This window comes from Amycolatopsis japonica (assembly GCF_000732925.1).
Taxonomy (GTDB): Bacteria; Actinomycetota; Actinomycetes; order Mycobacteriales; family Pseudonocardiaceae; genus Amycolatopsis; species Amycolatopsis japonica.
This window is the reverse complement of sequence record NZ_CP008953.1, coordinates 7,815,596-7,839,030: the sequence shown is the minus strand read 5'-3', so window position 1 is coordinate 7,839,030 and position 23,435 is coordinate 7,815,596. Positions and strand designations below refer to the sequence as shown.

Annotated in this window: 27 protein-coding genes and 1 tRNA gene; 10 read left to right on the top strand and 18 right to left on the bottom strand. The window is 67.9% G+C overall.

The features are described 5' to 3' along the window. Positions 1 to 38: 38 nt before the first annotated feature. Both AJAP_RS36240 and AJAP_RS36235 read left to right on the top strand, forming a co-directional pair. A complete protein-coding gene (locus AJAP_RS36240) occupies positions 39 to 1,109 on the top strand; it encodes an LLM class flavin-dependent oxidoreductase (RefSeq protein ID WP_038519959.1) in 1,071 nt (356 codons plus the stop codon). Between the two features lie 3 nt (positions 1,110 to 1,112). Beyond that, entirely contained in the window at positions 1,113 to 2,429 is a 1,317-nt protein-coding gene (locus AJAP_RS36235) for an NtaA/DmoA family FMN-dependent monooxygenase (RefSeq protein ID WP_038519956.1), read from the top strand. On the opposite strand, the gene rfbA is transcribed toward AJAP_RS36235, so the two are convergent. Further along, complete coding sequence (rfbA, locus tag AJAP_RS36230) at positions 2,419 to 3,300, bottom strand: glucose-1-phosphate thymidylyltransferase RfbA (RefSeq protein WP_038519953.1); 882 nt, start codon at positions 3,298 to 3,300, stop codon at positions 2,419 to 2,421. The two genes, AJAP_RS36235 and rfbA, sit on opposite strands and share 11 nt — an antisense overlap. 53 nt (positions 3,301 to 3,353) lie before the next feature. After that, a complete protein-coding gene (locus tag AJAP_RS36225) occupies positions 3,354 to 4,502 on the bottom strand; it encodes a sialidase family protein (RefSeq protein WP_037332807.1) in 1,149 nt (382 codons plus the stop codon). A gap of 184 nt (positions 4,503 to 4,686) precedes the next feature. Between AJAP_RS36225 and AJAP_RS36220 the strand changes: the two genes are divergently transcribed. After that, positions 4,687 to 5,361: a hypothetical protein gene (locus AJAP_RS36220; RefSeq protein ID WP_038519950.1), complete on the top strand. Its 675-nt coding sequence runs from the start codon at positions 4,687 to 4,689 to the stop codon at positions 5,359 to 5,361. Between the two features lie 49 nt (positions 5,362 to 5,410). On the opposite strand, the gene AJAP_RS36215 is transcribed toward AJAP_RS36220, so the two are convergent. After that, on the bottom strand, positions 5,411 to 5,902 hold the full coding sequence (locus AJAP_RS36215; RefSeq protein ID WP_007030975.1) for a YajQ family cyclic di-GMP-binding protein: 492 nt from the start codon (positions 5,900 to 5,902) through the stop codon (positions 5,411 to 5,413). Between the two features lie 119 nt (positions 5,903 to 6,021). Between AJAP_RS36215 and AJAP_RS36210 the strand changes: the two genes are divergently transcribed. The 3 genes from AJAP_RS36210 (at position 6,022) to AJAP_RS36200 (ending at position 8,166) form a co-directional block, all read left to right on the top strand. Continuing rightward, positions 6,022 to 6,103: transfer RNA gene (locus AJAP_RS36210), tRNA-Tyr, on the top strand. 93 nt (positions 6,104 to 6,196) lie between these two features. After that, positions 6,197 to 6,769 (top strand): TetR/AcrR family transcriptional regulator, encoded by a 573-nt coding sequence (locus AJAP_RS36205; protein ID WP_228694743.1) that lies wholly within the window; start codon positions 6,197 to 6,199, stop codon positions 6,767 to 6,769. After that, positions 6,766 to 8,166, top strand: coding sequence for an MFS transporter (locus AJAP_RS36200; RefSeq protein ID WP_038519944.1), 1,401 nt, complete (start codon positions 6,766 to 6,768; stop codon positions 8,164 to 8,166). Before AJAP_RS36205 ends, AJAP_RS36200 begins: the two co-directional genes overlap by 4 nt. On the opposite strand, the gene AJAP_RS36195 is transcribed toward AJAP_RS36200, so the two are convergent. The 6 genes from AJAP_RS36195 to AJAP_RS36170 all read right to left on the bottom strand — a co-directional run bounded on the left by AJAP_RS36195 (position 8,117) and on the right by AJAP_RS36170 (position 12,509). After that, entirely contained in the window at positions 8,117 to 8,875 is a 759-nt protein-coding gene (locus AJAP_RS36195) for a class I SAM-dependent DNA methyltransferase (protein WP_038519942.1), read from the bottom strand. The two genes, AJAP_RS36200 and AJAP_RS36195, sit on opposite strands and share 50 nt — an antisense overlap. Before the next feature lie 60 nt (positions 8,876 to 8,935). Next, entirely contained in the window at positions 8,936 to 9,307 is a 372-nt protein-coding gene (locus tag AJAP_RS36190) for a hypothetical protein (protein ID WP_038524521.1), read from the bottom strand. Positions 9,308 to 9,406: 99 nt separating this feature from the next. Continuing rightward, positions 9,407 to 9,976, bottom strand: a complete 570-nt coding sequence (locus AJAP_RS36185) for a dihydrofolate reductase family protein (protein ID WP_038524519.1) — start codon at positions 9,974 to 9,976, stop codon at positions 9,407 to 9,409. A gap of 200 nt (positions 9,977 to 10,176) precedes the next feature. Then, positions 10,177 to 10,599 (bottom strand): PPOX class F420-dependent oxidoreductase, encoded by a 423-nt coding sequence (locus tag AJAP_RS36180; protein WP_038519939.1) that lies wholly within the window; start codon positions 10,597 to 10,599, stop codon positions 10,177 to 10,179. Positions 10,600 to 10,616: 17 nt separating this feature from the next. Beyond that, entirely contained in the window at positions 10,617 to 11,831 is a 1,215-nt protein-coding gene (locus tag AJAP_RS42630; RefSeq protein WP_051972693.1) for a DUF4241 domain-containing protein, read from the bottom strand. Between the two features lie 39 nt (positions 11,832 to 11,870). Beyond that, on the bottom strand, positions 11,871 to 12,509 hold the full coding sequence (locus AJAP_RS36170; protein ID WP_038519937.1) for a TetR/AcrR family transcriptional regulator: 639 nt from the start codon (positions 12,507 to 12,509) through the stop codon (positions 11,871 to 11,873). 96 nt (positions 12,510 to 12,605) lie between these two features. Between AJAP_RS36170 and AJAP_RS44190 the strand changes: the two genes are divergently transcribed. Further along, positions 12,606 to 12,749, top strand: a complete 144-nt coding sequence (locus AJAP_RS44190) for a hypothetical protein (protein WP_158073309.1) — start codon at positions 12,606 to 12,608, stop codon at positions 12,747 to 12,749. A gap of 47 nt (positions 12,750 to 12,796) precedes the next feature. Next, on the top strand, positions 12,797 to 13,177 hold the full coding sequence (locus AJAP_RS36165) for a VOC family protein (protein ID WP_037332786.1): 381 nt from the start codon (positions 12,797 to 12,799) through the stop codon (positions 13,175 to 13,177). Positions 13,178 to 13,237: 60 nt separating this feature from the next. On the opposite strand, the gene AJAP_RS36160 is transcribed toward AJAP_RS36165, so the two are convergent. From AJAP_RS36160 to AJAP_RS36145, 4 genes are read right to left on the bottom strand one after another with little or no spacing between them, the layout of a single operon-like run. Continuing rightward, positions 13,238 to 13,627 (bottom strand): VOC family protein, encoded by a 390-nt coding sequence (locus AJAP_RS36160; protein ID WP_038519934.1) that lies wholly within the window; start codon positions 13,625 to 13,627, stop codon positions 13,238 to 13,240. Next, on the bottom strand, positions 13,624 to 13,914 hold the full coding sequence (locus AJAP_RS36155) for an ArsR/SmtB family transcription factor (protein ID WP_038519931.1): 291 nt from the start codon (positions 13,912 to 13,914) through the stop codon (positions 13,624 to 13,626). Before AJAP_RS36155 ends, AJAP_RS36160 begins: the two co-directional genes overlap by 4 nt. 43 nt (positions 13,915 to 13,957) lie before the next feature. After that, positions 13,958 to 14,602: a response regulator gene (locus AJAP_RS36150; RefSeq protein WP_038519929.1), complete on the bottom strand. Its 645-nt coding sequence runs from the start codon at positions 14,600 to 14,602 to the stop codon at positions 13,958 to 13,960. Beyond that, positions 14,593 to 15,726: a sensor histidine kinase gene (locus AJAP_RS36145; protein WP_038524512.1), complete on the bottom strand. Its 1,134-nt coding sequence runs from the start codon at positions 15,724 to 15,726 to the stop codon at positions 14,593 to 14,595. The genes AJAP_RS36150 and AJAP_RS36145 overlap by 10 nt, the downstream gene beginning before the upstream one ends. A 153-nt stretch (positions 15,727 to 15,879) precedes the next feature. Between AJAP_RS36145 and AJAP_RS36140 the strand changes: the two genes are divergently transcribed. Then, positions 15,880 to 16,530 (top strand): DedA family protein, encoded by a 651-nt coding sequence (locus AJAP_RS36140; RefSeq protein ID WP_038519927.1) that lies wholly within the window; start codon positions 15,880 to 15,882, stop codon positions 16,528 to 16,530. A 46-nt stretch (positions 16,531 to 16,576) separates the two neighbouring features. Here the strand turns inward: AJAP_RS36140 and AJAP_RS36135 are convergent, their stop codons facing one another. From AJAP_RS36135 to lon, 4 genes are all read right to left on the bottom strand, one after another. Further along, the gene (locus tag AJAP_RS36135) at positions 16,577 to 17,737 is read right to left on the bottom strand and encodes an alkaline phosphatase PhoX (protein WP_038519924.1); all 1,161 of its coding nucleotides are present in this window, start codon (positions 17,735 to 17,737) and stop codon (positions 16,577 to 16,579) included. After that, positions 17,734 to 18,216, bottom strand: coding sequence for a helix-turn-helix domain-containing protein (locus tag AJAP_RS36130; RefSeq protein ID WP_038519921.1), 483 nt, complete (start codon positions 18,214 to 18,216; stop codon positions 17,734 to 17,736). Before AJAP_RS36130 ends, AJAP_RS36135 begins: the two co-directional genes overlap by 4 nt. A gap of 17 nt (positions 18,217 to 18,233) precedes the next feature. Then, on the bottom strand, positions 18,234 to 18,434 hold the full coding sequence (locus AJAP_RS43280) for a hypothetical protein (RefSeq protein ID WP_084098442.1): 201 nt from the start codon (positions 18,432 to 18,434) through the stop codon (positions 18,234 to 18,236). 166 nt (positions 18,435 to 18,600) lie between these two features. Further along, a complete protein-coding gene (gene lon / locus AJAP_RS36125; protein WP_038519919.1) occupies positions 18,601 to 21,003 on the bottom strand; it encodes an endopeptidase La in 2,403 nt (800 codons plus the stop codon). A gap of 140 nt (positions 21,004 to 21,143) precedes the next feature. Between lon and AJAP_RS36120 the strand changes: the two genes are divergently transcribed. After that, a complete protein-coding gene (locus tag AJAP_RS36120) occupies positions 21,144 to 22,511 on the top strand; it encodes an outer membrane protein assembly factor BamB family protein (RefSeq protein WP_038519916.1) in 1,368 nt (455 codons plus the stop codon). A gap of 72 nt (positions 22,512 to 22,583) precedes the next feature. Here the strand turns inward: AJAP_RS36120 and AJAP_RS36115 are convergent, their stop codons facing one another. Continuing rightward, positions 22,584 to 23,432 carry an SAM-dependent methyltransferase gene (locus AJAP_RS36115; protein ID WP_038519913.1) on the bottom strand — a complete coding sequence of 283 codons (849 nt, stop codon included), beginning with the start codon at positions 23,430 to 23,432 and terminating at the stop codon, positions 22,584 to 22,586. Positions 23,433 to 23,435: the final 3 nt, after the last annotated feature.

Sequence of the window (23,435 nt, the reverse complement as noted above, 5' to 3'; positions counted from 1 at the left end):
AGCGGGAATCGAGGGCCGGGCGCGTGAGTTCCCCGGGCATGGGTTCCGCACAGCAGTTGCACCTCGGGGTCGCGCTCGACGGGGCCGGGCAGCATCCGGCCGCCTGGCGGGTCTCCGACGTCCGCCCGTCCGCGTTGTTCACCGCCGCCCACTACCTCGCCCACGCGAAGCTCGCTGAAGCGGCTTCGCTCGACTTCGTCACCCTCGACGACACACTCGCGCTCCAACCCGGAGGCGAGGAGGTCGTTCGAGGCCGGCTGGACGCGCTTCTTACCTTCGCCGCGATAGCCCCCGTGACCAGCGGGATCGGCCTCGTTCCCACGGTCACCACCACGCACACCGAGCCGTTCCACATCTCGACGGCCGTCGCTTCGCTCGACTTCGCGAGCCGCGGCCGCGCAGGCGTCCTCGCGGTGCCTTCGCGCACCGAAGCCGAGGTCGCGCACTTCGGCAGGCGCACCTTGCCGTCCGAGGTGGACGCCGAAGCGGAGAACGCCGAGGTCGTCGACGTCATCGCCCGCCTCTGGGACAGCTGGGAGGACGGCGCGATCATCCGCGACGAGCCGACCGGCCGCTTCATCGACCGCGAGAAGCTGCACTACGTCGACTTCGAAGGCCGCTTCTTCAGCATCAAGGGACCTTCGATCACACCACGCCCGCCGCAGGGCCACCCCGTCGTCGCGGTTTACGGCGACTCGCCGTACGCGCACGGCGCCGACGTCGTCCTGGTCGACGAGATCCGCGGCGCCCGCGAGCGCTTCCCGGACGCGAAACTGCTCGCCGGCCTGTCGATCGTGCTCGCCGAGACCGAGCAGGCGGCCATCGAACGCCGCCGGGCGCTAGAGGCCTACGCGCCCTTCCCGCCGGGCCCGAGCTTCACCGGAACTCCCGCCGACCTCGCCACCGAGCTGCCCCGCCTCGCGGAATCCAACAGCCTCGACGGCTTCCACATCCGGCCCGCGGTCCTGCCCGACGACCTGGCGCTCTTCACCGCCGAGACCGTGCCCGCGCTCCAAGCCGCGGGCGCGTTCCGGCAGACCTACACCGGCGCCACCCTGCGCGATCATCTCGGCCTCGGGGTCGCCGTCAACCAGTACGCGGAGGCGTGACAAATGCCCAAACAGGTCAAACTCGCCGCGCACTTCCCCGGCGTCAACAACACGACGGTGTGGAGTGACCCGCATTCGGGTAGCCAAATCGACTTTTCGTCCTTCGAACACCTCGCGCGCACGGCCGAGCGGGGCAAGTTCGACTTCCTGTTCCTCGCCGAGGGCCTGCGTCTGCGCGAACACGCGGGCAAGATCCTCGATTCGGACGTCGTCGGGCGGCCGAACACCACCACCGTGCTGGCCGCGCTCTCCGCGGTCACCACCCGGCTCGGCCTCGCGGGCACGCTGTCGTCCACCTTCAACGAGCCGTACGAGGTCGCACGGCAGGTCGCGAGCATCGACCATCTCTCCGGCGGCCGCGCCGCGTGGAACGTCGTCACGTCACCGGACGCGTGGACGGGCCGGAACTTCCGCCGCGGCGGCTTCCTGAAACGCGAGGACCGCTACCGCCGCGCCGAGGAGTTCCTCGCCACCGTGCGCGAACTCTGGGACAGCTGGGCGCCCGACGCGGTGGTGGGGGACAAGGAGAACGGCGTCTTCGCCCGCGGCATAGAGCGCTTTGTCCACAGTGGACCGCAGTTCGACATCCGCGGCGAATTCACCGTGCCGAGGACCCCGCAGGGGCAGCCGATCGTCATCCAAGCAGGGGACTCCGACGAGGGCAGGGAGTTCGCCGCGAAGACCGCCGACGTCATCTTCAGCCGGCACGGTTCACTCGAGAGCGGCAAGGAGTTCTTCGCCGACGTCAAGCGACGGCTACCCGCCTATGGCCGCGAGCCCGGCGAGCTGCTGATCATGCCCGCCGCCACCTTCGTCCTCGGCGACACCGAGGAGGACGCGCACGAGCAGGCCCGCGAGATCCGCTATCAGCAGGTGCGGCCGGCGACCGCGATCCAGTTCCTCGAACAGGTCTGGAGCCGCGACCTCTCCGCCTACGACGCCGATGGCCCGCTCCCCGAGATCGATCCGGATCCCGACGCCGAACCGCTGACCTGGGGCCGGGTCCGGCACGAGAAGGATCCGCTGGCCGTGGCCGCGAAATGGCGAGCGATCGCGGAGGAGAAGAAGCTCTCCATCCGCGAACTGGTCATCGAGGTGACCGCGCGCCAGCAGTTCGTCGGCACCGCCCGGCAGGTCGCGGAATCGATCGACGAGTACGTCCAGAGCGACGCCGCCGACGGCTTCGTGCTGGTGCCGCATCTGACCCCGGGTGGGCTCGACGCGTTCGTCGACGACGTCGTCCCGCGGCTTCAGGAACGGGGTGTCTTCCGGACCGATTACACCGGCGACACCCTGCGGGAACACCTGTTCAGCCGGTAGCACCCTGGGTGCGCGCGACGTTCATCAGATATTCGCCGTAGCCGGACTTCGCCAGCTTCGCCCCGAGCGCGAAGCACTGCTCCGCGTCGATGAAGCCCATGCGCAGCGCGACTTCTTCGAGACAGGCGATCCGGACACCCGTCCGGTGCTCGAGGACCTGCACGAACTGGCCCGCCTCCAGCAGCGAGTCGTGCGTTCCGGTGTCGAGCCAGGCGAACCCGCGGCCGAGGTCGACCAGGGTCGCGCGGTCCTGCCGCAGGTAAGTGAGGTTGACGTCCGTGATCTCCAGCTCGCCGCGCGGGGAGGGCTTGAGGTCGCGGGCGATCTCGACGACCTGGTTGTCGTAGAAGTACAGGCCGGTGATGGCCTTGTTCGACTTCGGCTTCTCGGGCTTCTCCTCGATGGAGAGGAGCTTGCCGTCGGCGTCGATCTCCCCGACGCCGTACCGCTGCGGGTCCTTCACCGGGTACCCGAACAGCACACAGCCGTCGAGCGCGGACGCCGCCGCCTGCAGCCTGCTGGAGAACCCCTGGCCGTAGAAGATGTTGTCGCCCAGCACGAGCGCGACGTCGTCTTCGCCGACGAAGTCCGCGCCGATGACGAACGCCTCGGCCAGCCCGTTCGGGGCGGCCTGCTCGGCGTAGCTGAAGCTGAGCCCGAACTGGCTGCCGTCGCCGAGCAGGCGCCGGAAATGCGGCAGGTCGACGGGGGTCGAGATGATCAGGATCTCGCGGATCCCGGCGAACATCAGCACCGAGATCGGGTAGTAGATCATCGGTTTGTCGTAGACCGGTAGCAGCTGTTTCGAGATCGCCTGGGTGATGGGATGCAGACGCGTCCCACTGCCCCCGGCCAGCACGATGCCCTTCATGCGATGCCCCCGCTTCGTAGCCGATCGCTCGGGACCTCACACTACCGGGTGGCTCAGAACGCCGGGCCCTTCGCGAAATACGCCTTGCAGCCGAGGTTGTACTCGGTGGAGATCTGCAACACGTTCTTGCCGCCGTCGACCGGCAGCAGTGTCGAGCTGTAGTTGGGGCAGAAGTTGTTGTGGATCCCGACGACATGCACCGGCGCGGGCAGTTCGTACCAGTGCCCGGCACCGAAGTTGTCGTTGGCCAGCAGGACCTGGCCGTTCTTGGCCTGCGGGACCCCGGCGGCGTTGGTGTAGATCTGCCCGACCATCACCAGCCGCACCCCGTTCGGGCCACCCGGGAACAGCGTGATCGTCTGCGCGTGCTGGAAGTAGTTGCCGCTGGCGGTGGTGACGCGGGTCCCGGGGTCGAGGGGATCGCCCCAGTTGGCGCCGTCGGGGGAGATCTTGAAGTACGGGTCGCAGTAGCGGTCGCGGTAGTTGCAGATCTCGTAGGCCAGGTAGTACCGGCCGTCGGGGAGGCGGCGGATGATGGGCATCCCGGGCCGCACCCGATGCGGGGGGATCGCCATCGTGCGCTGCTTGGTGCCCCAGTTCACCCCGTCGGTGGAAGCGACCCGGTTCATCACCTGCGCGAACTGCGGCGCCTCGGTCTCGTCGGCGTAGTGCAGCCAGAGCGTGCCGCCCGCGTCGACGACGAACTCCGGCTCCCAGATGCCGTCGTGGTTGTGCGAGCGCGCGGCCTCGGACAGGAAGGCCCACGAACGGCCGGCGTCGCGGCTGTACCAGATCCTGATGCCGATCCGCCGTTGCGGACCGGCGTCCTGCCGGTAGCTCGCGGCCCACAGCAGGGTGCCGGCGCGCAGCCTGCCGACCCGCTGCGGCAGTTCGTACAGCGTTCCGCAGCACATGCCGCGGCGACCGTCGCGGTCGCGGACCTCGCCGATCTTGTGGAAGGTCTGGCCTTCGTCGGTGCTCTCCATGATCGGGGTGAACTTGCCGCTCGCGTCTTCGCTGGTCAGCGACGCGAGGATGCGGCCGCGGCCGATCGGGGAATGCTCCAGGCGGATCAGCCGCGGGTACGAGCCGTAGCCGGGCACGAGCTGTTGGCGCTCCGCGGCCTGCGCGGACGTGAACAGGGACGCGATCACCGTGAGTGACAGCGCGAAGGCGAGTGCGGAGCTGAAACGGCGTCTCATCGTGACCTTCCTCGAACGCGATCGCCGGATTACAACACGGGCTTTTGTCCCTTTCGGACTCCCGCGGAGGCGTTGCGGCGGAAACCCACGTCCGAGTGGCCTGAATCGCTCGGCCGAGTGATCCGGTAACGCTGGGCTATCGGTCGGCGAAGATCGGATGACGGGTTCGACTAGGGGGAAACACGTGATCAGGCGCTTGTGCGCGGCCGCGAGTGCCGTGCTGCTGACCGCGGGCCTGGTGGCCTGCTCGCCGCCGGCTCTGGGCCGTGTCGTCCCACGGGCGGCCGCCCCGGAAGGGCTGCGCTCACCATCGACGACCCCCACGCCGACCACCACCCCGAAACCCGGCCCGCAGCCGGAGGAGAAGCACTCGGGGAAGGGGAACGCGTCGGTCCCCATGGCCTGGCCGTCGCGCATCGGCTTCGTGACCTTCGAGTGTCCGAAGTGCTCCGGGCACGTCGCGGTCAACACCGAGAACGAGCTGATCGTCAACGACATCGGCCCGTACAAGGGCACGCAGTGGATCAACGACATGCCCGGCCGTCAGGCGAAGACGTTCACCGTCAAGGCCAACGCCGCCTGGACGCTGACCATCACCGACGAAAGCGGCCTGCCCGTACTCACGCCGGGCAAGCCCCTGTCGGGCAAGAGCGAAGCGGTCTTCGCCGCGCCTGATGGCGTCTCGGCGGTCGCCATCACGACCAAGAACAGCGGTCGTACGGCGGTGTGGGTGCACAGCGGCGACTACTCGGAGCTCCCGGTGAACCAGCTCGGCGACTACAAGGGCAGCGTTCCCGTGTCCGGCCCGGCCTTCGTGTCGGTGGAAGGCGACGGGAGCTGGACGGTCACCGCGTCCTAGACATGACGAAGGCCACCTTCTGCCGAAGGTGGCCTCGTCGTCGCCGTGCTCAGCGGTAGTTCGTGAACTGCAGCGCGATCTCGAAGTCCTTGCCCTTCAGCAAGGCGATCACGTCCTGCAGCTGGTCCTTCTTCTTGCCGGACACCCGCAGCTGGTCGCCCTGGATCTGCGCCTGGACGCCCTTGGGGCCTTCGTCGCGGATGAACTTGGCGATCTGCTTCGCCTTGTCCGACGCGATCCCCTGCAGGATCTTGCCGCCGATCTTGTAGATCTTGCCGGACAACGCCGGCTCGTCCGCCTCGAAGGCCTTCAGGGAGATGCCGCGTTTGATCAGCTTCTCCTTGAACACCTCGACCGCCGCCAGCGCCCGCTCCTCGGTCTCGGACTCGATCGCGATCGCCTCCTCACCGGACCAGTCGATCTTGGTCCCGGTACCCCGGAAGTCGAACCGTGTACCGAGTTCCTTGCTGGCCTGGTTCAGGGCGTTGTCCACCTCCTGGCGATCGACCTTGCTCACCACGTCGAAAGAGGGATCCGCCACGTGTTCTCACACCTCGTACTCGCTTGTCAGGAGCTTCCACCCTAGCCCTGCGGAACCCGGTTGACCGGCCCGCCACGGCATTGGGTATTCTTTCGTCTCGGCCGGGGACACCCGGCCACGGCGAGTTGCCCGAGCGGCCAAAGGGATCTGACTGTAAATCAGACGGCACTGCCTTCGGGGGTTCGAATCCCTCACTCGCCACACCAAAGCGGCCCCGTGACCCAGTCACGGGGCCGCTTTGTTTGTTGCGTAGGCCACCTTTAGTTAGTGGTTAGTAACCAGTAACTTAGAGGGATGGCTGGACGGATGAGCGGACCCGAACGACGTGCCCAAGTGCTGGCCATCGCCGCGAAGGAGTTCGCGGAACACGGGCTGCACGGGGCGTCGACGGAAGCGATCGCGAAGACGGCGGGGATCACGCAGGCGTACGTCTTCCGGATGTTCGGGACGAAGAAGGCCCTGTTCCTGGAGCTGGTCCAAGCCGCGTTCGAGCGGCTCAGCGACGCGATGCGGGACGCGGGCGACGGGAAGACCGGCCTGGACGCGCTCTCGGCGATGGGCGCGCAGTACTACGACCTCCTGGCCGACCGGACCGGGTTGTTGTTGCAGCTTCAGGGCTTCGCCGCGTGTGGTGACCCGGAAGTGCGGGACGCGGTGCGGTCCTGTTTCGCGCGGATGTGGGGCACGACCGAGGACGGCACCGGGCTCGACCCGGTGACCGTGAAGACGTTCCTCGCCTTCGGGATGCTGCTCAACACCGGCGCCGCGATGGACGTCGAGCAGGTCGGCGACGCCTGGGCCGAAGGCGTCCGCACCCGGATCCAGCCTGGGCTGTTCACCCACATCACGACCGAGACGAACCGATGAGTGTCCCCGTCCGGCACGACGAGCGGCTGAGCCCCGCGCTGGTGTGCACGGCGTTGGCGGGCGCGGTGATCGGCAGCGTCGGGGCGCCCCTGATCACTCCGGTCGCCACGGGCATGCACGTCTCGCTGGACGCCGCGCAGTGGACCTTGACGGTGACGTTGTTCAGCGGCGCGATCGCGGGCCCGGTGCTGGGCAGGCTCGGCAGCGGCCCGTACCGCCGCGCCACCATCCTGGGCACCCTGGCCCTGGTCATGACGGGTGGGTTGCTGACGGTGCTCCCGCTCCCGTACGCGGCGCTGTTGATCGGACGCGGCATGCAGGGCCTCGGGGTCGCGGCCGGAGCGCTGTTGATGAGCGTCGCCCGCGCACACCTGCCGCCTGAGCGCGCGACATCGACGATCGCCGCCCTTTCGGTCGCGTCGACGGTCGGCATCGGCGTCGGCTACCCGGTGGTCAGCCTTCTCGACCAGCTCGCGGGACTACGTGTCGCATACGGCTTCGGCTTCCTCCTTTCCGCTGTCGCGCTCGTCATCGCCTGGCGGTTCCTGCCCGCCGAAGCACCCGGCGAGCTTCCTCGGATCGACGTTCCCGGCACGCTGCTGCTCGCACTCGGCACGCTCGGGATCCTCCTAGTCATCGCCGAGCCCTCGATCTGGACGACCGCGTGGCTGGGCTCCGGTGTTCTCGCCGGGTCCGTCGCGGTCCTGGCCGTGTGGGCGTTCATCGAACTGCGCACCACGGCGCCGCTGGTGAACCTCCGGTTGCTCGGCCAAGGCGGCATCCTCCGCGCGAACCTGGCGATTCTCGTGGCCGGTGCGGGTTTGTACCTGCTGTTCAGCTTGTTCACCCGTTACGTGCAGACGCCATCCGGCGCCCCCTACGGTTTCGCGCTTCCTGGAGTCGCCGCGGGTGCGGCGTTGATCCCCTTCTCACTGCTCGGATTCGTTGCGGGAAAAGCGATCCCGCGGCTCATCGCACGCCTCACCGAACGGTGGACCTACGCGTTCGCGGTCCTGATCGCAGTGGCGAGCGCGCTGCTGTTCGCCATCGGCAACCGGTCGTTCCTTCTCGTTCTGGCCGCGATCGCCCTGCTCGGTTTCGCCGTCGGAGGTGTCTTCGCGGTGATGCCCAAACTCGTTCTGGCCGGTGTGCCCCAAGGGGAAACGGCCAGCGTGCTCTCGATCAACCAGATCGCCCGCAGCATCGGGATGGCCGTGGGCAGTGCTCTCGCCGGTCTCCTGCTCGCCGCCGCCACCCCGGACGGCACGTTGCTCCCTTCCCGGGCCGGCTACCTCACGACGGCCCTGTGGGCTTTGCCTCTGCTCGCCGTCAGCGCGGCCATCATCCTCACGAACCGCGCTCCCAGACCGACACGTGCTTCGTGCTCTCGGCTGTGAACTCCGAGCGGTCCCAGTCCGCCCAACGGTGCTTCAGGCGCATCCCGGCGATACGTGCCATCAGGTCCAGTTCGGCAGGCCAGACGTACCGGAAGGGGATGCGGCGGAACCGCCCCTGTCCATCCGGTGCCACGGTGACATGGTTCGACGTGAACTCCTGCGTGACCACGTCGTACTGGTCGAAACCGACATAGCCCGGCGCCATCGCGAACGGGACGGTGTCCTGCCCGGGCGGCAGGCGGCGCAGAGCGGGCAGGCCCACCTCGACGAGGAACAGCCCGCCCGGCCGCAAATGCGCCGCCGCGTTGCGGAAGACATCGACCTGCCCGTCCTGGGTGGTCACGTTGCCGATCGTGTTGAACACCAGGTAGACCAACGAGAACTCGCCGTCCACCCGCGTTGCCGTCATGTCTCCGATCGTGACGCCGACCGCGCCGCCACCCGGCTTGCCCGCGATCCGTGCCGCCATCGCCCGGCTCAGTTCGATACCGCTCACCGGCACGCCACGCGCGGCCAGCGGGATCGCGATCCGTCCGGTTCCGACGGCGAACTCGAGCACCGGGCCGTCGGCCAGGTCTTCGAGGACGTCCACCGCGGGCGTCACCACGTCGGGTGCGTTCGCTCCGCCCGGCTCGTCGTAGTTCGCGGCCACGCTCTCGGGGAACCAGCCGTCCGAAGGGTCGTCTCCTGTGCCCGTCTCACCGATCACGGTCGCCGACGCTACGCGCGGGACCGTGCGCTCCTCACCCTGTTTTCTCACGGGGGCCGCTCACCGGCCGCGCCCCCGCCTTTGCGGCCATGCGGGACGCGTGTTCTGGTCGGCCAGGTCTTCGAGGTAGGTGTACTCACTGAAGTCGTCGTCCGTCGTCGGTGCTCGTCGCGCGCGCCGGGGTTCGGCGGGCGGAGGCTCCGATTCGAGCTCGGCGGCGACCTCGGCCAGCAGCGGCCACAGCTTCTCCTGGGCTCTGGGCGCGAACAACGCCTGCGCGAGCGGGTGCTCGCAATTCCCGGTAGCGACCTCCTCCCAAGTGAACTTGCCTTCCCGGACGCAGGTCGCCGCCCGGGCCAGCCTCGGTGGGACCTCGGGCCGTTCCGACGCGCGACGGAACACCTCGGCCGTGAACTTCGACGCGTCGGCCATGCGCGCCACCTCCGTCGTTCTCCCGTCGCCGAACCGGAGCACGACCCTACCCAGCAGCGGGTGAGCAGAGAATTCCCGCCGCACGACCCGGTGAAGCCGTCAGTTCGACGCCGCCCGGTAGCGCAGCAGCACGATTCCCGAAGCGAACGACCTCTCCTCCACCAGCCGAAGCTTCGGGACACCGGTGGCGCCCTCGAACAGTCGACGGCCTTCGCCGACCACGACGGGATAGACGAACAACCGGTACTCGTCGACGAGCCCGTCGGCGATGAGCGATCGCACCAGCGAGACGCTGCCGGTGGTCACGATGTCCTTGCCTTCACTGGCCTTCAGATTCTCGATCTCCGAGCGCAGCTCACCGGAGAGCACGGTGGTGTTCTCCCACTCCGGCTCCGTGAGCGTTCTCGAGACGACGTACTTGTTCACGGTGTTGAGATAAGCGGAAATGCCTGTCGTGTCTTCGGTTTGGTGCGGCCAGTACCCACGCATGTCTTCGAAGGTGACGCGTCCGAGCAGGAACGCGTCGGCGTTCTCACGTTGTTCCCGGAGCGTGGCCAGAACGTCGGACCGGTCCACGTCCGGATCGGTGTCGCCCGGGCTGAACCAGTCGCCCGTCAGTTCGATCACGCCGTCGATCGTGCAGTTCTCGGTGACGATCAGCTCCCGCATGGATTCGAAGGTACCGCCACCCACCGACAAGAATGGACCGATGACCGAGCCGCCCGCCCACGGATCCGTCGTTCTTCGCGAGTTCACCGACGCCGATGTCAGGCTCGCCCTGGAACTCGGCGAAGATCCCTACATCCCGCTCATCGGTGGCCTTCCCGCGCATCCGACCCGGCAACAAGCCGAGGAATGGACATGCTCCTCTACGTGTCGCCGTGAACCGCTCGCCTCGACGGATACCAAGCCTCGCCCGCGGGTTCGCCGGCCATGTTCCAGCTCCACGACACCTTCGGCGTCACGCGCGAGTAGATGCCCGGGCCGACGATTCCGATCCGTTCGATCGGGTCGGCGGCCTCTCCGTAGATCCGGACACCGCGCGCGATGAACGGGTCGAGCGAGACGAGGTCGTCGACGAGCAAGGCGACTTTGCGTTGTCCCGCTTGGATATTGCGGAACTTCCGGGTCGCCAGGACCGATGCGCCCGCGCCGCCAACCCAGAAATCCGTTCCGTCGAATTCGAACGCCAAGGGGACGACGTCGGGCTGTTCACCGTCCTCCGACAGGGTCGCGAAGCGGGCCAACGGTTGCGAGCGCAGGTACGCGATCTCTTCTCCGGTGAAGGTCATGGCGCCATGATCCCCGCTCAGGCCGTGAGAATCCGGGCACGGTTCAGGATCAGCATGTCGGTGACGAAGCAGACCGGCGTGCCGTCGGCCGCCCGGCCGATCCAGGTCGGATAACTGCCGTCTCCCCAGCCGGTGGTGAACGCGATGATGTTGCCGTCGGCGCCGTCCGGGGTGACGTCGATATGCGGGTCCACCTCCTCGAACTTCTCGAGCAGCTCGTCGTCCATCTCCTCGGGAAGGGCGTCGGCGTCGGTGAAACAGCCCGTGCCGCTGTCGACGCCGTAGCCGTAGAACTCCCCGTCACCGAGGAAAAGCGCGTTCTGCCCTGGCCAGAGCGCTGCTTCCCAGGTGGCGACGGGGACGTCGGCGACGACGAGTTTCGCGGCCACGACCCGTTCGTGGGACGGCTCGTCGACGAACCGGATCACCGAGACCACCACCCGGTACTCGCCGGGAGGCACGGTGACGGTGAAGTGCGCGGCGTCCGAATCCAGGAAGGCCGGATCCGCCGCGACGAGCCTGCCGCTCGTCATGCGGAGCGTCCCGGCGTCCCGAAGCCCGATCTCGACGACGCCGTGGCCGCCGCTCAGGGAGAAGCGCGTGCCCGCCGTGAACATCTCGTAGATACCGAAGGGGCGCAAGGGAACGGAGGGCCGCCAAGGGCGTTCCTCGACCGGAAGCGGTGGATCGGTGACCGGGGTGTCCGGCGTCCGCAGAGTCAGCTCCTTGGAATTCGTGAAGGGTTCCCAGTCGCCGAAGGTGGGCTTCGGCATCCTCAGCTCGGACAACGGCTTTCGCACGCGGCCGCTGCTGGAACCGCCGCCGTAACCCCGAGGAGCCTTGTGCATCCAGCCGTCGCCGTCGGGGCCGAAGGACAGCTCGACACGGCCGGCGTTCTGCTCGTCGAATTCCTCCTGGTCATCGAAATGGTAGGTCCACTGTTCGACCTTCACGAGGAACAGCGAGCCGTCTTCGAGCACACGGAACTCGAACAACCCACGGCGTCTGCTCCGCTCGTCGAAGTGCGCGGAGCGGGCGAAGTGGTGCTTCCAAGCGACTTCGACCAGTACCAACGGAACTCCGGAGCCGGGACGTACCAACGCGACGGCGTACTGCTCCCCGGAGGCGTCGCGTTCCCGCGCGATTCCGGGGGAGAACCTTCCGATCAGCGCGCGGGTGGCCGGGTCCCAGCCTTCGCAGTAGACGACGTCGAGCAAGGTCCCCTCAGACATGAGGCGAAACCTAGCGGTTACCCCCGACAAAACCCAGGGCTATTCGCGGATCGCGTAGTCGCCGAAGGCGGGCTCCAGCAGCTCGAAAGCTCGTTTGGTGGCCTTCGTCAGCGCCTCGGCGATCTCGTCGTTGCTCTCGCCGGCGTGGGAACGCCGGAGGACCTCGCGAAAGAGGACGCGGTCGATCGCGTTGAGCTCGGCGGCGGCCATGACCGGCGTGACGTCGTCCGCGTCGGCTCCGGTCTCGGTCGCGAGCAGGTCGGCGAGCGCGGCTTCGCGCAGTTCGTGCAGTTCACGCAGCCGTGCGGTCAGGGTCGGGCTCTCCAGCACCATTTTCGCGAAGACCGGCCCGGTGAAGCCGATCACGGGGGAGTGCTCCGCCACCGCGTCGAGGAAGGTGCGCCGTAGCGCGGCCAGCGCCGACTCACCCGCCTTCCGGTCGCGGACGGCGTTCGCCAGCCCGTTCGTGAACTCCTCGTGCTGGTCGAGCGCCAGGTCCTCTTTGCGCGCGAAGTAGTTGGTGACGGTCTTCTTCGCGACTCTCGCCGCGGCGGCGATCTCGGCGATCGTCGTCTCCTCGAAGCCCTTCTCGATGAAGAGAAGCGTCGCCTGGTCGGAGATCAGCTGCCGTGTCTCCTGCTTCTTGAGCTCCCGGAGGCCCACATCCGTGCTGGTCATGAGCGAAGTTTACCACCGTCGTAAAAATATCCTTGACTTCCGGTAGGTCGGATGTAAACTTACGTCCGTACTACCGACCATGAGAGAAGAGGCTCCTTGACCGCTCGAATCCCCCAAGGCAACGAAGGCACCAACCGCGCCCAGGTCCGCCGGAACGACCGCCGTCATCAGCAGCCGTTCCCCGGCCGCTCGATGCCGGTGCGCCGCTCGATCGGCGTCCCGCGCCGCCGGTCGTACTGACCGCTCAGCTCATCCGAAAACTCAACGCCGACCGAAGGGGATAGCCCATGAACGTCCTTGCCTCCACCATCTCGTTGACCGTCGACGACGTCACCGCGTCCAGCCGTTTCTTCACCGAGCACTTCGGCTTCACCGAGCAGATGGCCGCGGAGGGTTTCGTCTCCCTCGGGCACGAAACCGCGAAGGTGAGCATCGTCCTGCTTCAGGCGGGGATCGAGGTCTTGCCGGAGAACCTGCGGCAGCAGCGCGCGTCCGGCGTGATCGTGGCCTTCACGGTCGAGAACCTCGAGGCCGAGGAGAAGCGCCTGCGCGACGAAGGTGTCGAGATCACGTTGCCGCTGCGGGAAGAACCGTGGGGAGAGCGTCTCTTCATGGTCACCGACCCGAACGGCGTGCCCGTGGAGCTCGTGGAGTGGGTGCAGCAGTAGGGAAACGTCAAAGCGGGGCTTGGTCCACAGTGGGCCAAGCCCCGCTTCGCCTCGCCGGGTCTACTTCATCGTGGCGAGCTGGATCAGGTTGCCGCAGGTGTCGTCGAAGACGGCGGTGACCACGGGGCCCATGTCCACGGCGTCCTGCGTGAACTCGACGCCGAGCCCCTTGAGGCGCTCGACCTCGGTGTACACGTCGTCGACGGCGAACTGGGTGAAGGGGATGCCGTCGTCGGCCAGCGCCTTCTTGAACGGCTTCGCCGCGGGGTGCCCGTCCGGTTCCAGCAGTAGTTCGACGCCGTCGGGATTGGCCGGGGAGACGACGGTGAGCCAGCGGGCGTCCCCGGCGGGTACGTCGTTCTTCTTGATGAACCCCAGTTTTTCGGTGTAGAAGTCGAGGGCCTTCGCCTGGTCGTCGACGAAGACGCTGGTGATGTTGATCCGGATCACGGGTTCGGTTCCTCTCGGTCGATGGGCCACCGCTCGACGATCGACCGCAGTGGGCTCGTGTCGATGTGGTGGAACTTGTAGCGGCCCTGTCGCCGGGTGCGCACCAGGCCCGCCTGTTCGAGCATCGCGAGATGCTGCGAGATGGCCTGCCGTGACGAGGTCGAGCCATGCTTCATGGTCAGCCTGCCGCAGATCTCGAACAGGGTCTGACCGTCCTTTTCGGTCAGCTCGTCCAGGATGGTGCGTCGTGTCGCGTCGCCGATCGCCTTGAACAGGTCGCCGTCCACGACTCAGTTATAGGCAAGCCGCCACTTGCCTGTCAACTCGGGGTCAGGACCCGAGGTAGCGGAGGATGGCCAGGACGCGACGGCTGTAGCCGGCGGTGCTGGCCAGTTCGAGCTTGTCGAAGAGGGCGTTCACGTGCTTCTCGACAGCGCTCAGCGAGATGAACAACGATTCGGCGATTCCGGGATTCGTGTGCCCCTGCGCCATTTTCTCCAGCACTTCACGTTCGCGGACGGTCAGTTTCGCGAGCGGATCGGTGTGCGTGGTCCGCGCGAGCAGCCGTCGCACCACCTCCGGATCGAACGCGGCACCGCCCGCGGCGACCCGTTCGAGCGCGTCCAGAAATTCGCCCACCTGGGCGACCCTGTCCTTCAGGAGATAACCGACGCGTTCGCTGTCACCGGTGATCAGTTCGGTGGCGTAGCGCTTCTCGACGTACTGCGAGAGCACCAGTACCCCGATCTCCGGCCAGCGTTTCCGGATCTCGAGCGCCGCGCGAAGGCCCTCGTCGGTGTGGGTCGGCGGCATCCGGACATCGGTGACGATCACATCCGGCCGGTAGGCGGCCGTCGTCGAGAGGAGCGCGTCGCCGTCGCCGACCGACGCCACGACCTCGTGTCCCTCTTCGATCAGCAGCCGGACCAGCCCTTCGCGCAGGAGGGTCGAGTCCTCCGCGAGGATCACCCGCACGGCAGCACCGCGGTCACCACGGTCGGGCCGCCGAGCGGACTGTCCACTGTGAACCGTCCGTCCGCCGCCGCGACGCGCATCGCGAGGCCGGAAAGCCCGCCGCCCGACTCCCTTGCTCCGCCCGTGCCGTCATCGGTGATCCGTACCCGCACCCTGCCCCCGTCCCGCTCCACGTCGATGTCGATCCGCGTCGCCGCGGCGTGCTTGATCGTATTGGTGACCGCCTCGGAAGCGACGAAGTAGACGACGGTCTCGATGGCCGCCGGTGGCCGTTGCGGCAGGTCGACCCGCAGGTGGACCGGGATGCCCGAGCGTTCCGCCAGCGCCTCCAGCGCGGGATGCAGTCCGTCCGAATCCAGCGCGATCGGATACACCCGCCACGAGACCTCTCGCAGGTCCACCAGGGCGCGCTGGGATTCCTCGTGCGCTTGCCGGAGCAGATCCGACGCGTGTTCCGGGTCGGTCGCGCGACGGGCCCGGCCGAGCAGCATCCCGAGCGCGACGAGCCGCTGCTGGACGCCGTCGTGCAGGTCCCGTTCGATCCGGCGGCGCTCACCGTTGACCGCCTCGACCACTTCCGCCCGGCTGGTCGTGAGTTCGGAGAGCCGCCGGCGCAACTGTTCGCTTCTGCTGGGGCCGAAAAAGCGCTTCGCCAGCCTGGCGTCCAGCGTCGCGGCTCCGATAAGTCCTTGCAAGGCAAGGAAAACGAGCAACCCGCCGAAGAGGACTGTGGTGACCGGGTCGTACCAGTCGGCCGGTGCTCCTCCTCCGGGTGACTGACCCTCGAAGAGCTGAGCGGCGATGATCACCCCGGATCCGGCGCCCAGCAGGATCAGGACGAAGATCGCGGCGCAGAGCAGTCCGATGACGCACCGCGGGACGAGGTAGGCCATCGCACGGCGATCTGTGTAGTTCGTGGCGTTCTCTTCGCCGAAGTACTTCTCCAGCCGTCGCCGTTCCACTTCGGACAGCACACGCGCACCGGCCAGGACAGGCTGCCGTAGCGCGGGAACCGTGAGCGCGAGGCCGCCGAAGAGCACATAGAAGCACTCCGCGACCGCGGTCATGGCGCCGATCGCCAGACCGAGTGTGCCGCGGAGTGCTCTGCGCAGGAAGCGGCGCATCGCGGGCGGAATGGGCATAACGCGAGGTTAGCGGGGTAGCCGGAGATCGGTACTGCGGTTTACCGCAGTGATTTGTGCCGCTTCACCCCAGTGTGCGGAACCCGGGCGATTCGTACGTTCGTTGACATCCGCAGACGACCACGAAAGGCCGCCATGAACCTCCTCCTCGCCCAAACCGCCAGTGAACCGATGGGAGGACTCGCCGGCTGGGCGGTGTCACTGATGGACGCGCTGGGCGGTCCTGGAGCCGCGATCATCGTCGGCCTGGACAACCTCTTCCCGCCGATCCCCAGCGAACTGGTGCTCCCGCTGGCCGGGTTCTCGGCCAGTCAGGGCACGTTCACGCTGATGGAGGCACTGGTGTGGACGACGTTCGGCTCGGTCGCGGGCGCGATCATCGTGTACTACCTCGGCCTGCTGCTGGGCCGCGACCGAACACGGCGCTGGATGGCGAAGATCCCGCTGGTCAAGGCGTCCGACTTCGACAAGACCGAAGCCTGGTTCAAGAAACACGGCACCAAGGCGGTGTTCTTCGGCAGGATGGTGCCGATCTTCCGCAGCCTCATCTCCCTGCCCGCCGGAATCGAACGCATGCCGTTCTGGCGGTTCCTGACCCTGACCACGCTGGGCAGCCTGATCTGGAACACGGTGTTCGTCCTGGCGGGCTACGCCCTCGGGGAGAGCTGGCATCTTGTCGAGGAATACGCCGGGTTCTTCCAGTACTTCGTGATCGCCGCCGTCGCGATCGCCCTGACCCTCTTCGTGGTGAACCGGTTGCGGGAGAAGAACCGCACCAACGCCTGAGCCGTGCGGGGGGCGCCGGGCCGTCGACGCCCCCGCACGCCGGTTTTCAGGAACGGAAGGGGCCGGTCACCTCGTAGGTGATCCCGCCCGAGGACGAACCGGAGGTACCGCGTTGCGAGGAGAAGTACAGCCGGTTTCCCGCCGGAGTGAACGCGGGGCCGCAGATCTCCGACGAGCTCTGGCCGTTGATCCGCAGGAAGGGGGCCACGATGTCGTTCGGCGTGATGATGCAGATCTCCATGTTGCCGCCGTCTTCGGCGACGTACAGGTCACCCGACGAGGTCCCGGTGACGTTGTCGACACCCGTCAGCGGGGCCGAGCCGGGGCTGACCAGCGAGTCGTCGTAGGCCAGCTCGTAGGTGCTGTTCGTCAGGTTGAGCTGCCAGACGCGGTTGTCGCCCTTGGTGGTGAACCACGCGGTGTCGTTGGCGTAGTGCAGTCCTTCGCCGCCGTTGAACCGCTTCGCACCGGACACCTGGTTGCGGGTGGCGGTGGGGGAGCCGTCGGGGTCGGGCACGTTCGCCCAGGTGAAGCTGCCGGAAGTCGCCGTGCCCGCCTTGAGCACCTGCAACGTCCCGGCGGAGAGGTCGCCCCAGGTCGTCGGGACGAAGCGGTAGAAGCAGCCGTCGGAGGTGTCTTCGGTCAGGTAGACGACCTTGCGCACCGGGTCGGCCGCCGCGGCCTCGTGCTTGAACTTCCCCATCGCGGGCCGCTGGACGGCGGCCGTGGCCGGGCCGTTCGGCTGGCATTCGTAGACGAACCCGAGGTCGGTCTCCTCGCAGGAAAGCCAGGTGTTCCAAGGAGTCTTGCCGCCCGCACAGTTCTGGCGCGTGTTCGCAAGGATGCGGTGGGCGCCGGTGATGTTCCCGCTCGCGTCGAACTTGACCGCGCTCGCGCCCCCGCCGGGGGTGATCTCCGAGTTAGACACGTAGATCCAGCCGCTGCCGTCGGCGAACACCGCGCCGCCGTCCGGGGCACTGTGCCAGGTGTACCCGGTGCTCGCGACCTTCTGGCCGGACCTGGCGATGACACGGCTGGTGAATCCCGCCGGCAGTTGGATCCCGTTCGCGTCGGCGGCCTGGAGCGCGCCGTACGGGCTGGGGCCGTTCTGGGCGGGCGCGGCGAGAGCCGCTCCCGAGAGCCTGTTGCCGAACGCCGTGACACCGGCGCCGACCACGGCCGCGCGCAGGAAATTCCGTCGCTTCACTCGTGCCTCCGAGACATCCGCTGATGTGGTGGTGCGGGATGGAGCGGGTCGGAGAGTACGGGCGGAACGGGACATCCAGGTGAATTCGCGGCGTATTCACCGCGAGGAGGGAACTTTCGTAGGGAACCTTCGTGCAGCACTATTTCTTTCGCTTTGCGTAGGCCCGGCGCTTCGGAGCCGCCGCGCTGTGCCGCGATTTCCAGGGCGACGAGTATCCGGTCGAGCGGTGCGCATCCGCCATTGCGGTGGTGGCGACGTCCGATCAGGTGACGCCAGTCGGTGAGATACTCGTCGACCCCGCGCTCGTCGGGGACCGTCCGGAGCAGGGCGTGCAACAGGACTCGCATCTGGTTTTCGTTGCCGGGCAAGGTGTTCCGCGCCAACAGATCGGCCAAGGTGCTGCGGGACCAACCGGTCGCGGCGGCCAGCGCGCGGATGCTGAGGCCGCTTCGGTCACGGAGTTCGCGCAGCCGCGCCATGAACTCCGTTTCCGTGTTCACCGGGGTGCCTTGGCAGGCGCGGGGTGACGGAGAACGACGCCGAACGGGGTGATGGCGATCCCCGCGGCGATAGTGGCGCTGGTGCCGGCGAAGGTCAGCGTCGCGGTGAATCCGGTGAGAATGCTCAGACAGACGATCTGACCGGCCGAAACGCACCTTCGCCTCGGCCGCAACGGGGAAAGAATTCCTTGACTCATGACCTTGCCCTCTCAAGGATCACGCACCCCGGCTGGGTGGCACGCAATGTACGTTATCAAAACGTGATAGGGAGTTTAAGGCGAGTCAATGTCCGGGTTCGTCCGGATCTCGGCAAGCCGAAAGCCCCGGACCCACGAGAGGATCCGGGGCTTCGGCCTCGCGCCGTTACGCCGCATGGGCGACCGGAGCCGTCGCCGGGGCCAGCGCGATGTCCAGCACGTCGCGGACGTTCGCCACGGCGTGGACGTCCAGCTGGGCCAGCACTTCGGCCGGGACGTCGTCCAGATCGGGCTCGTTGCGCTGCGGGATGATCACCGTCTTCATCCCGGCCCGGTGCGCGGCCAGCAGCTTCTGCTTGACCCCGCCGATCGGCAGCACGCGCCCGGTCAGCGACACCTCACCGGTCATCGCGACGTCCGACTTCACGACCCGGCCCGAAAGCAGGGACGCCAGCGCGGTCGTCATCGTGATGCCGGCGCTCGGCCCGTCCTTGGGCACCGCGCCCGCGGGGACGTGCACGTGGATGCCGCGGTCCTTCAGGTCGCCGACCGGGAGTTCCAGCTCAGCGCCGTGCGAACGCAGGTACGACAACGCGATCTGCACCGATTCCTTCATCACCTCGCCCAGCTGGCCGGTCAGCTGAAGCCCGGTGGAGCCGGACTCCGGATCCGCCAGCGACGCCTCGATGTAGAGGACGTCACCGCCGGCGCCGGTCACCGCCAGCCCGGTGGCCACCCCCGGGGTCGACGTGCGCTGGGTCGATGCGGGCAGCGAGGACTCCGGCAGGTGCCGCGGACGGCCGAGGTAGGTCTCCAGCCCCTCGGCGTCGATCGTCAGCGGCAGCGCGACCTCGTCCAGCGCGACCTTGGTCGCCACCTTGCGCAGTACCTTCGCGATGGTCCGGTTCGCGTTGCGCACCCCGGCCTCCCGCGTGTACTCGGCGGCGATGCGGCTGAACGCGCCGTCGGTCAGCGTGACGTCGTCCTTGCCGAGACCGGCGCGCTCCAGCTCGCGGGGGAGCAAGTGATCGCGGGCGATGGTGACCTTCTCGTGCTCGGTGTAGCCGTCGAGGGTGACCAGCTCCATCCGGTCCAGCAGCGGGCCGGGAATGGTCTCGAGCGCGTTCGCCGTCGCGAGGAACACGACGTCGGACAGGTCCAGCTCGACCTCGAGGTAGTGGTCGCGGAACGTGTGGTTCTGCTCCGGATCCAGCACCTCCAGCAACGCCGCCGTCGGATCGCCGCGGTAGTCGGCGCCGACCTTGTCGATCTCGTCGAGCAGCACGACCGGGTTCATCGAACCCGCTTCCTTGATGGCGCGGACGATCCGGCCGGGCAGCGCGCCGACGTACGTGCGGCGGTGACCGCGGATCTCCGCCTCGTCACGGATGCCGCCGAGCGCGACGCGGACGAACTTGCGGCCCATCGCCTTCGCCACGGACTCGCCGAGCGACGTCTTGCCGACCCCCGGAGGACCGGCGAGCGCGAGCACCGCGCCCGAACGCCGTCCGCCGACCGGGCCGAGCCCCGACTCCGCACGACGCTTGCGCACGGCCAGGTACTCGATGATGCGTTCCTTCACATCGTCGAGGCCGGCGTGGTCGGCGTCGAGGATGTCGCGCGCGGCGGCGATGTCGTGGACGTCGGTGGTGCGCTCGTTCCACGGCAGTTCGAGGACCGTGTCCAGCCAGGTGCGGATCCAGCCGCCCTCGGGGGACTGGTCGGAGGTGCGCTCCAGTTTGTCCACTTCGGACAGTGCGGCCTTCTTGACCGCGTCCGGCAGCTCGGCGGCCTCGACGCGGGCGCGGTAGTCGTCGTCGTTGGCCGTTCCGTCGAGCTCGCCCAGCTCCTTGCGGATCGCTTCGAGCTGGCGGCGCAGCAGGAACTCCTTCTGCTGCTTCTCCATGCCCTCCTGGACGTCCTTGCGGATGGTGTCGGTGACCTCGAGTTCGGCCAGCTGCTCGCGGCTCCACTCGAGGGCCTTTTCCAGCCGTGCCGAAACGTCGAGCGCGGTGAGCAGTTCGAGCTTCTGCTCGGTGTTCAGGTACGACGAGTTGCCCGCGAGGTCGGCGAGCGCGGACGGGTCTTCGACCTCCTGGACGGCGTCGATCATCTGCCAGCCGCCACGCTGCTGGAGGATCGCGAGGACGACGCTCTTGTACTCGGACGCGAGCTTCGCGGAGTTGTCGTCGGTGGTCTCGGTGGCGACCTCGGCGTGGACCCAGCGAGCGGCGCCGGGACCGTCGGCGATGCGGCCGACGACGGCGCGGCGGGTACCGCGCAACAGCACCGCGGTCTTGCCGCCGGGCACGCGCCCGATGCGTTCGACGGTCGCGATGGTGCCGAGTTCGGCGTATTCGCCGTGGACGCGGGGGACGATCAGCACCTCGGCCTTGGTGGCGGCGCTGGACCGGATCCCCGGGAAGGAAGCCTGGGCAGGCGTATTGGCCTGGGCGGACTCCACCGCGGCGCGCGTCTCCGTGTCGGCGAGGTCGAGCGGGACGATCATGCCCGGCAGCACGACGTCGTCATCGAGCGGGAGGACGGGCAGGAGGCGGTTGTCGGTCATCTGTGCACTCCTCGGTTAGTTGAGTCTGTCTAGCTCAACTCTCCTATCGACCCGTTTGTTTCCCTTCGTTGTTCGCCGTCGGCGATCATCGCACTGGTAGCGTCCCGTGCGCGCACTGTGACGACCTGGGGAGGGGTGACGTGCAGCAGGGGACGCCGGACCGACGGCCTTGGATCCTTCTGATCGTTTTCACGATCGCCGCCGCCGTTGCGATCACGACCGCGGCGGTCGTCGTCGGCCGGACGACGATCGACGGCACGCCGATGGCGGTGGGCGCGAACGGCGCCGCCCAGGCGGCATCGAAATGGCGGCACGGCGCGGCGGACATGCCGTCGTACGACGAAGGCGTGGCGGCGTGGACCGCCGGCGATCTCTTCGTAGTCCTCAACGACGAACATGTCAGCGCCTACGCCCAGGCGGACGGCGCCCTCCGGTGGCGGATCAAGCCGCCGGAAGGGGTCTTTTGCGGTGCCGGCACCGCGGTCGTCCAGAACCGTGTCGCCGTGGCCTACGGCGGTGGCTGCGCGGTCGCGGCCCTGCTCGACTTCGGGATGGGCTCGTTCGTCTGGCAGCAACCGTTCAAGACGCCGCAGTACGACGACAAGCCGGCGAAAAGCGCTTCGTTGGAGATCATCGAAGACACCGTCGTGGTCACGCAGTCCTTCGGCATGGCCGGTCTCGAAGTGGCGACCGGACGGACGAAATGGTCGAAGCCGACGCCGCCCGATACACCGGAGAAGGGCTTGCACTGTCGCGCCAAGGACGCCATGCCCCAGGGGCGGGCTGTCGCGCTCCTGGTGACCTGCCTGAACAGTTACCCGGAGTTCGATCTCGCGATCGTCGCCGTCGATGTCGCAGGGGCCGTCACCAAGGAGAAGACCTTGGTGAAGCCGATTCCCACCACCACGATCGTCCCCGCGTGGGTCAGCACCACGCCGCCGGTCATCTTCCTGGACGATGCCGACGACGAGAGCGCCTACCTGATGCTGGACGACACGTTCACGCCGACGGCCAGGGTCGAAGCGGGAAACTACGAGACGGGGCTTGCCAGGCCGCAGATGGACTTCAACGGTGACGACGCGTCCGGCAGCCTGCACAGCAGGATGCGCGCTCTGGTGACGGACGGCCTGCTCGTGACCGTCACCGGAGTCGCGCCCGCGCTGCCGAGCAGCATCGTCGCCTTCGATCTGAAGAACGGTGAGAAGAAATGGGAGACGCCCGCGGCCGAGGGGGATCGCTTCATGGCCCCCGTCGCCGTCGACAACGGCGAGATCATCGCGGAGGTCGCGCCGCCGGACGACGACGAAGGCCCTCAGCAGGTCGTCCGGGTCAAGCCCGCCGATGGTGCCCTGACGGTCGTCGGGACCTATCAGATGGACGACGACCCCAAGACCAAAGGAATCTCGCTGATCGCGTTTTACGAGTTCTTCTGGGCCGGCGGTGTCATGTTCGCCGCCAAGGGGGACTACAACCAGTACGCAGGTGCCCTCGTCTGCCGCTTCGGCTGACATCCGACCTCTGCTCGGTACGCGTCGCCTTTAGCCCCCTAAACGCGACGCGAACCGGCGAGAGGTCGGAGGTCAGGGGTGCACCGAGACACCGCACCAGGCGAACGGGCGGGCGCCTTCCTCGTCCCGCCGCAGCTCCCGCACGGGCCGCCAGTCGGGCAAGTGGACGACGCCGGGCTCCAGCAGCGGCCAGTCCCCGAAGAGCGGCTCGATCTCTTCGCGGTCCCGCATCCACACCGGGTTGCTCGTCTTCCGGTACTGCTCGACCATCCAGTGCAGCCCGTCGGCGTCCTCGCCGGTCTGGCCGCCGAAGCTCATATGCGACAGCCCCAGCCAGCTGCCCGGCGCGAGCGCGTTCCGGTACGTCGCGACCAGCGCGGGCGGATCGTCGTGCGGGCCGGCGAAATGCAGGACGGCCATCATCATCAGGCACACCGGCTGGTCGAAGTCGATCAGCCGCAGCGTCTCCGGATGCCGCAGGACGTCCTTCGGCCGCCGCATGTCCGCATGCACGATCCCCGCCCAGTCGGTCGCCTCGTGGCGTTCGAGGATCAGCTCCGCGTGCGCCACCGCCACCGGCTCGTAGTCGACGTACACGACCTTCGCCGTCTCGCCCGGCTCCAGTTCTTCCTGCACGATCTCGTGCACGTTCCCGGCCGTCGGGACACCGGACCCCAGATCGATGAACTGCCGGATCCCCGCGCCCAGCGCCGCGCGCACGACGCGGTTCATGAACTCGCGGTTGTGCCGCGCGCCCGGTTTGACCCAGCGCCACTGCTTTTCCAGCGCGCGGGCGAACTCGCGGTCGACCGCCCAGTTGTGGGTCCCGCCGAGGAACCAGTCGTAGATCCTCGCCGCGGACGGCTTTTCGGTGTCGACCCCGGTCGGCGCCACCGGGGCCGCGTCATCGTCCCTCTTCACGAG

Excerpts from the sequence above, each read along its gene's own strand:
- AJAP_RS36225 (WP_037332807.1), bottom strand. The coding sequence starts at position 4,502 with ATGAGACGCCGTTTCAGCTCCGCACTCGCCTTCGCGCTGTCACTCACG.
- AJAP_RS36165 (WP_037332786.1), top strand. The coding sequence starts at position 12,797 with ATGAACGTCCTTGCCTCCACCATCTCGTTGACCGTCGACGACGTCACC.
- AJAP_RS36130 (WP_038519921.1), bottom strand. The coding sequence starts at position 18,216 with ATGGCGCGGCTGCGCGAACTCCGTGACCGAAGCGGCCTCAGCATCCGC.
- AJAP_RS36170 (WP_038519937.1), bottom strand. The coding sequence starts at position 12,509 with ATGACCAGCACGGATGTGGGCCTCCGGGAGCTCAAGAAGCAGGAGACA.
- AJAP_RS36240 (WP_038519959.1), top strand. The coding sequence starts at position 39 with ATGGGTTCCGCACAGCAGTTGCACCTCGGGGTCGCGCTCGACGGGGCC.
- AJAP_RS43280 (WP_084098442.1), bottom strand. The coding sequence starts at position 18,434 with ATGAGTCAAGGAATTCTTTCCCCGTTGCGGCCGAGGCGAAGGTGCGTT.
- AJAP_RS36235 (WP_038519956.1), top strand. The coding sequence starts at position 1,113 with ATGCCCAAACAGGTCAAACTCGCCGCGCACTTCCCCGGCGTCAACAAC.
- lon (WP_038519919.1), bottom strand. The coding sequence starts at position 21,003 with ATGACCGACAACCGCCTCCTGCCCGTCCTCCCGCTCGATGACGACGTC.
- AJAP_RS36185 (WP_038524519.1), bottom strand. The coding sequence starts at position 9,976 with ATGCGGGAGCTGATCGTCACCGAGAACTGCACGATCGACGGCGTGATC.
- AJAP_RS36205 (WP_228694743.1), top strand. The coding sequence starts at position 6,197 with ATGGCTGGACGGATGAGCGGACCCGAACGACGTGCCCAAGTGCTGGCC.
- AJAP_RS36140 (WP_038519927.1), top strand. The coding sequence starts at position 15,880 with ATGAACCTCCTCCTCGCCCAAACCGCCAGTGAACCGATGGGAGGACTC.
- AJAP_RS36200 (WP_038519944.1), top strand. The coding sequence starts at position 6,766 with ATGAGTGTCCCCGTCCGGCACGACGAGCGGCTGAGCCCCGCGCTGGTG.
- AJAP_RS36180 (WP_038519939.1), bottom strand. The coding sequence starts at position 10,599 with ATGACCTTCACCGGAGAAGAGATCGCGTACCTGCGCTCGCAACCGTTG.
- AJAP_RS36145 (WP_038524512.1), bottom strand. The coding sequence starts at position 15,726 with ATGCGCCGCTTCCTGCGCAGAGCACTCCGCGGCACACTCGGTCTGGCG.
- AJAP_RS36190 (WP_038524521.1), bottom strand. The coding sequence starts at position 9,307 with ATGGCCGACGCGTCGAAGTTCACGGCCGAGGTGTTCCGTCGCGCGTCG.
- rfbA (WP_038519953.1), bottom strand. The coding sequence starts at position 3,300 with ATGAAGGGCATCGTGCTGGCCGGGGGCAGTGGGACGCGTCTGCATCCC.
- AJAP_RS42630 (WP_051972693.1), bottom strand. The coding sequence starts at position 11,831 with ATGTCTGAGGGGACCTTGCTCGACGTCGTCTACTGCGAAGGCTGGGAC.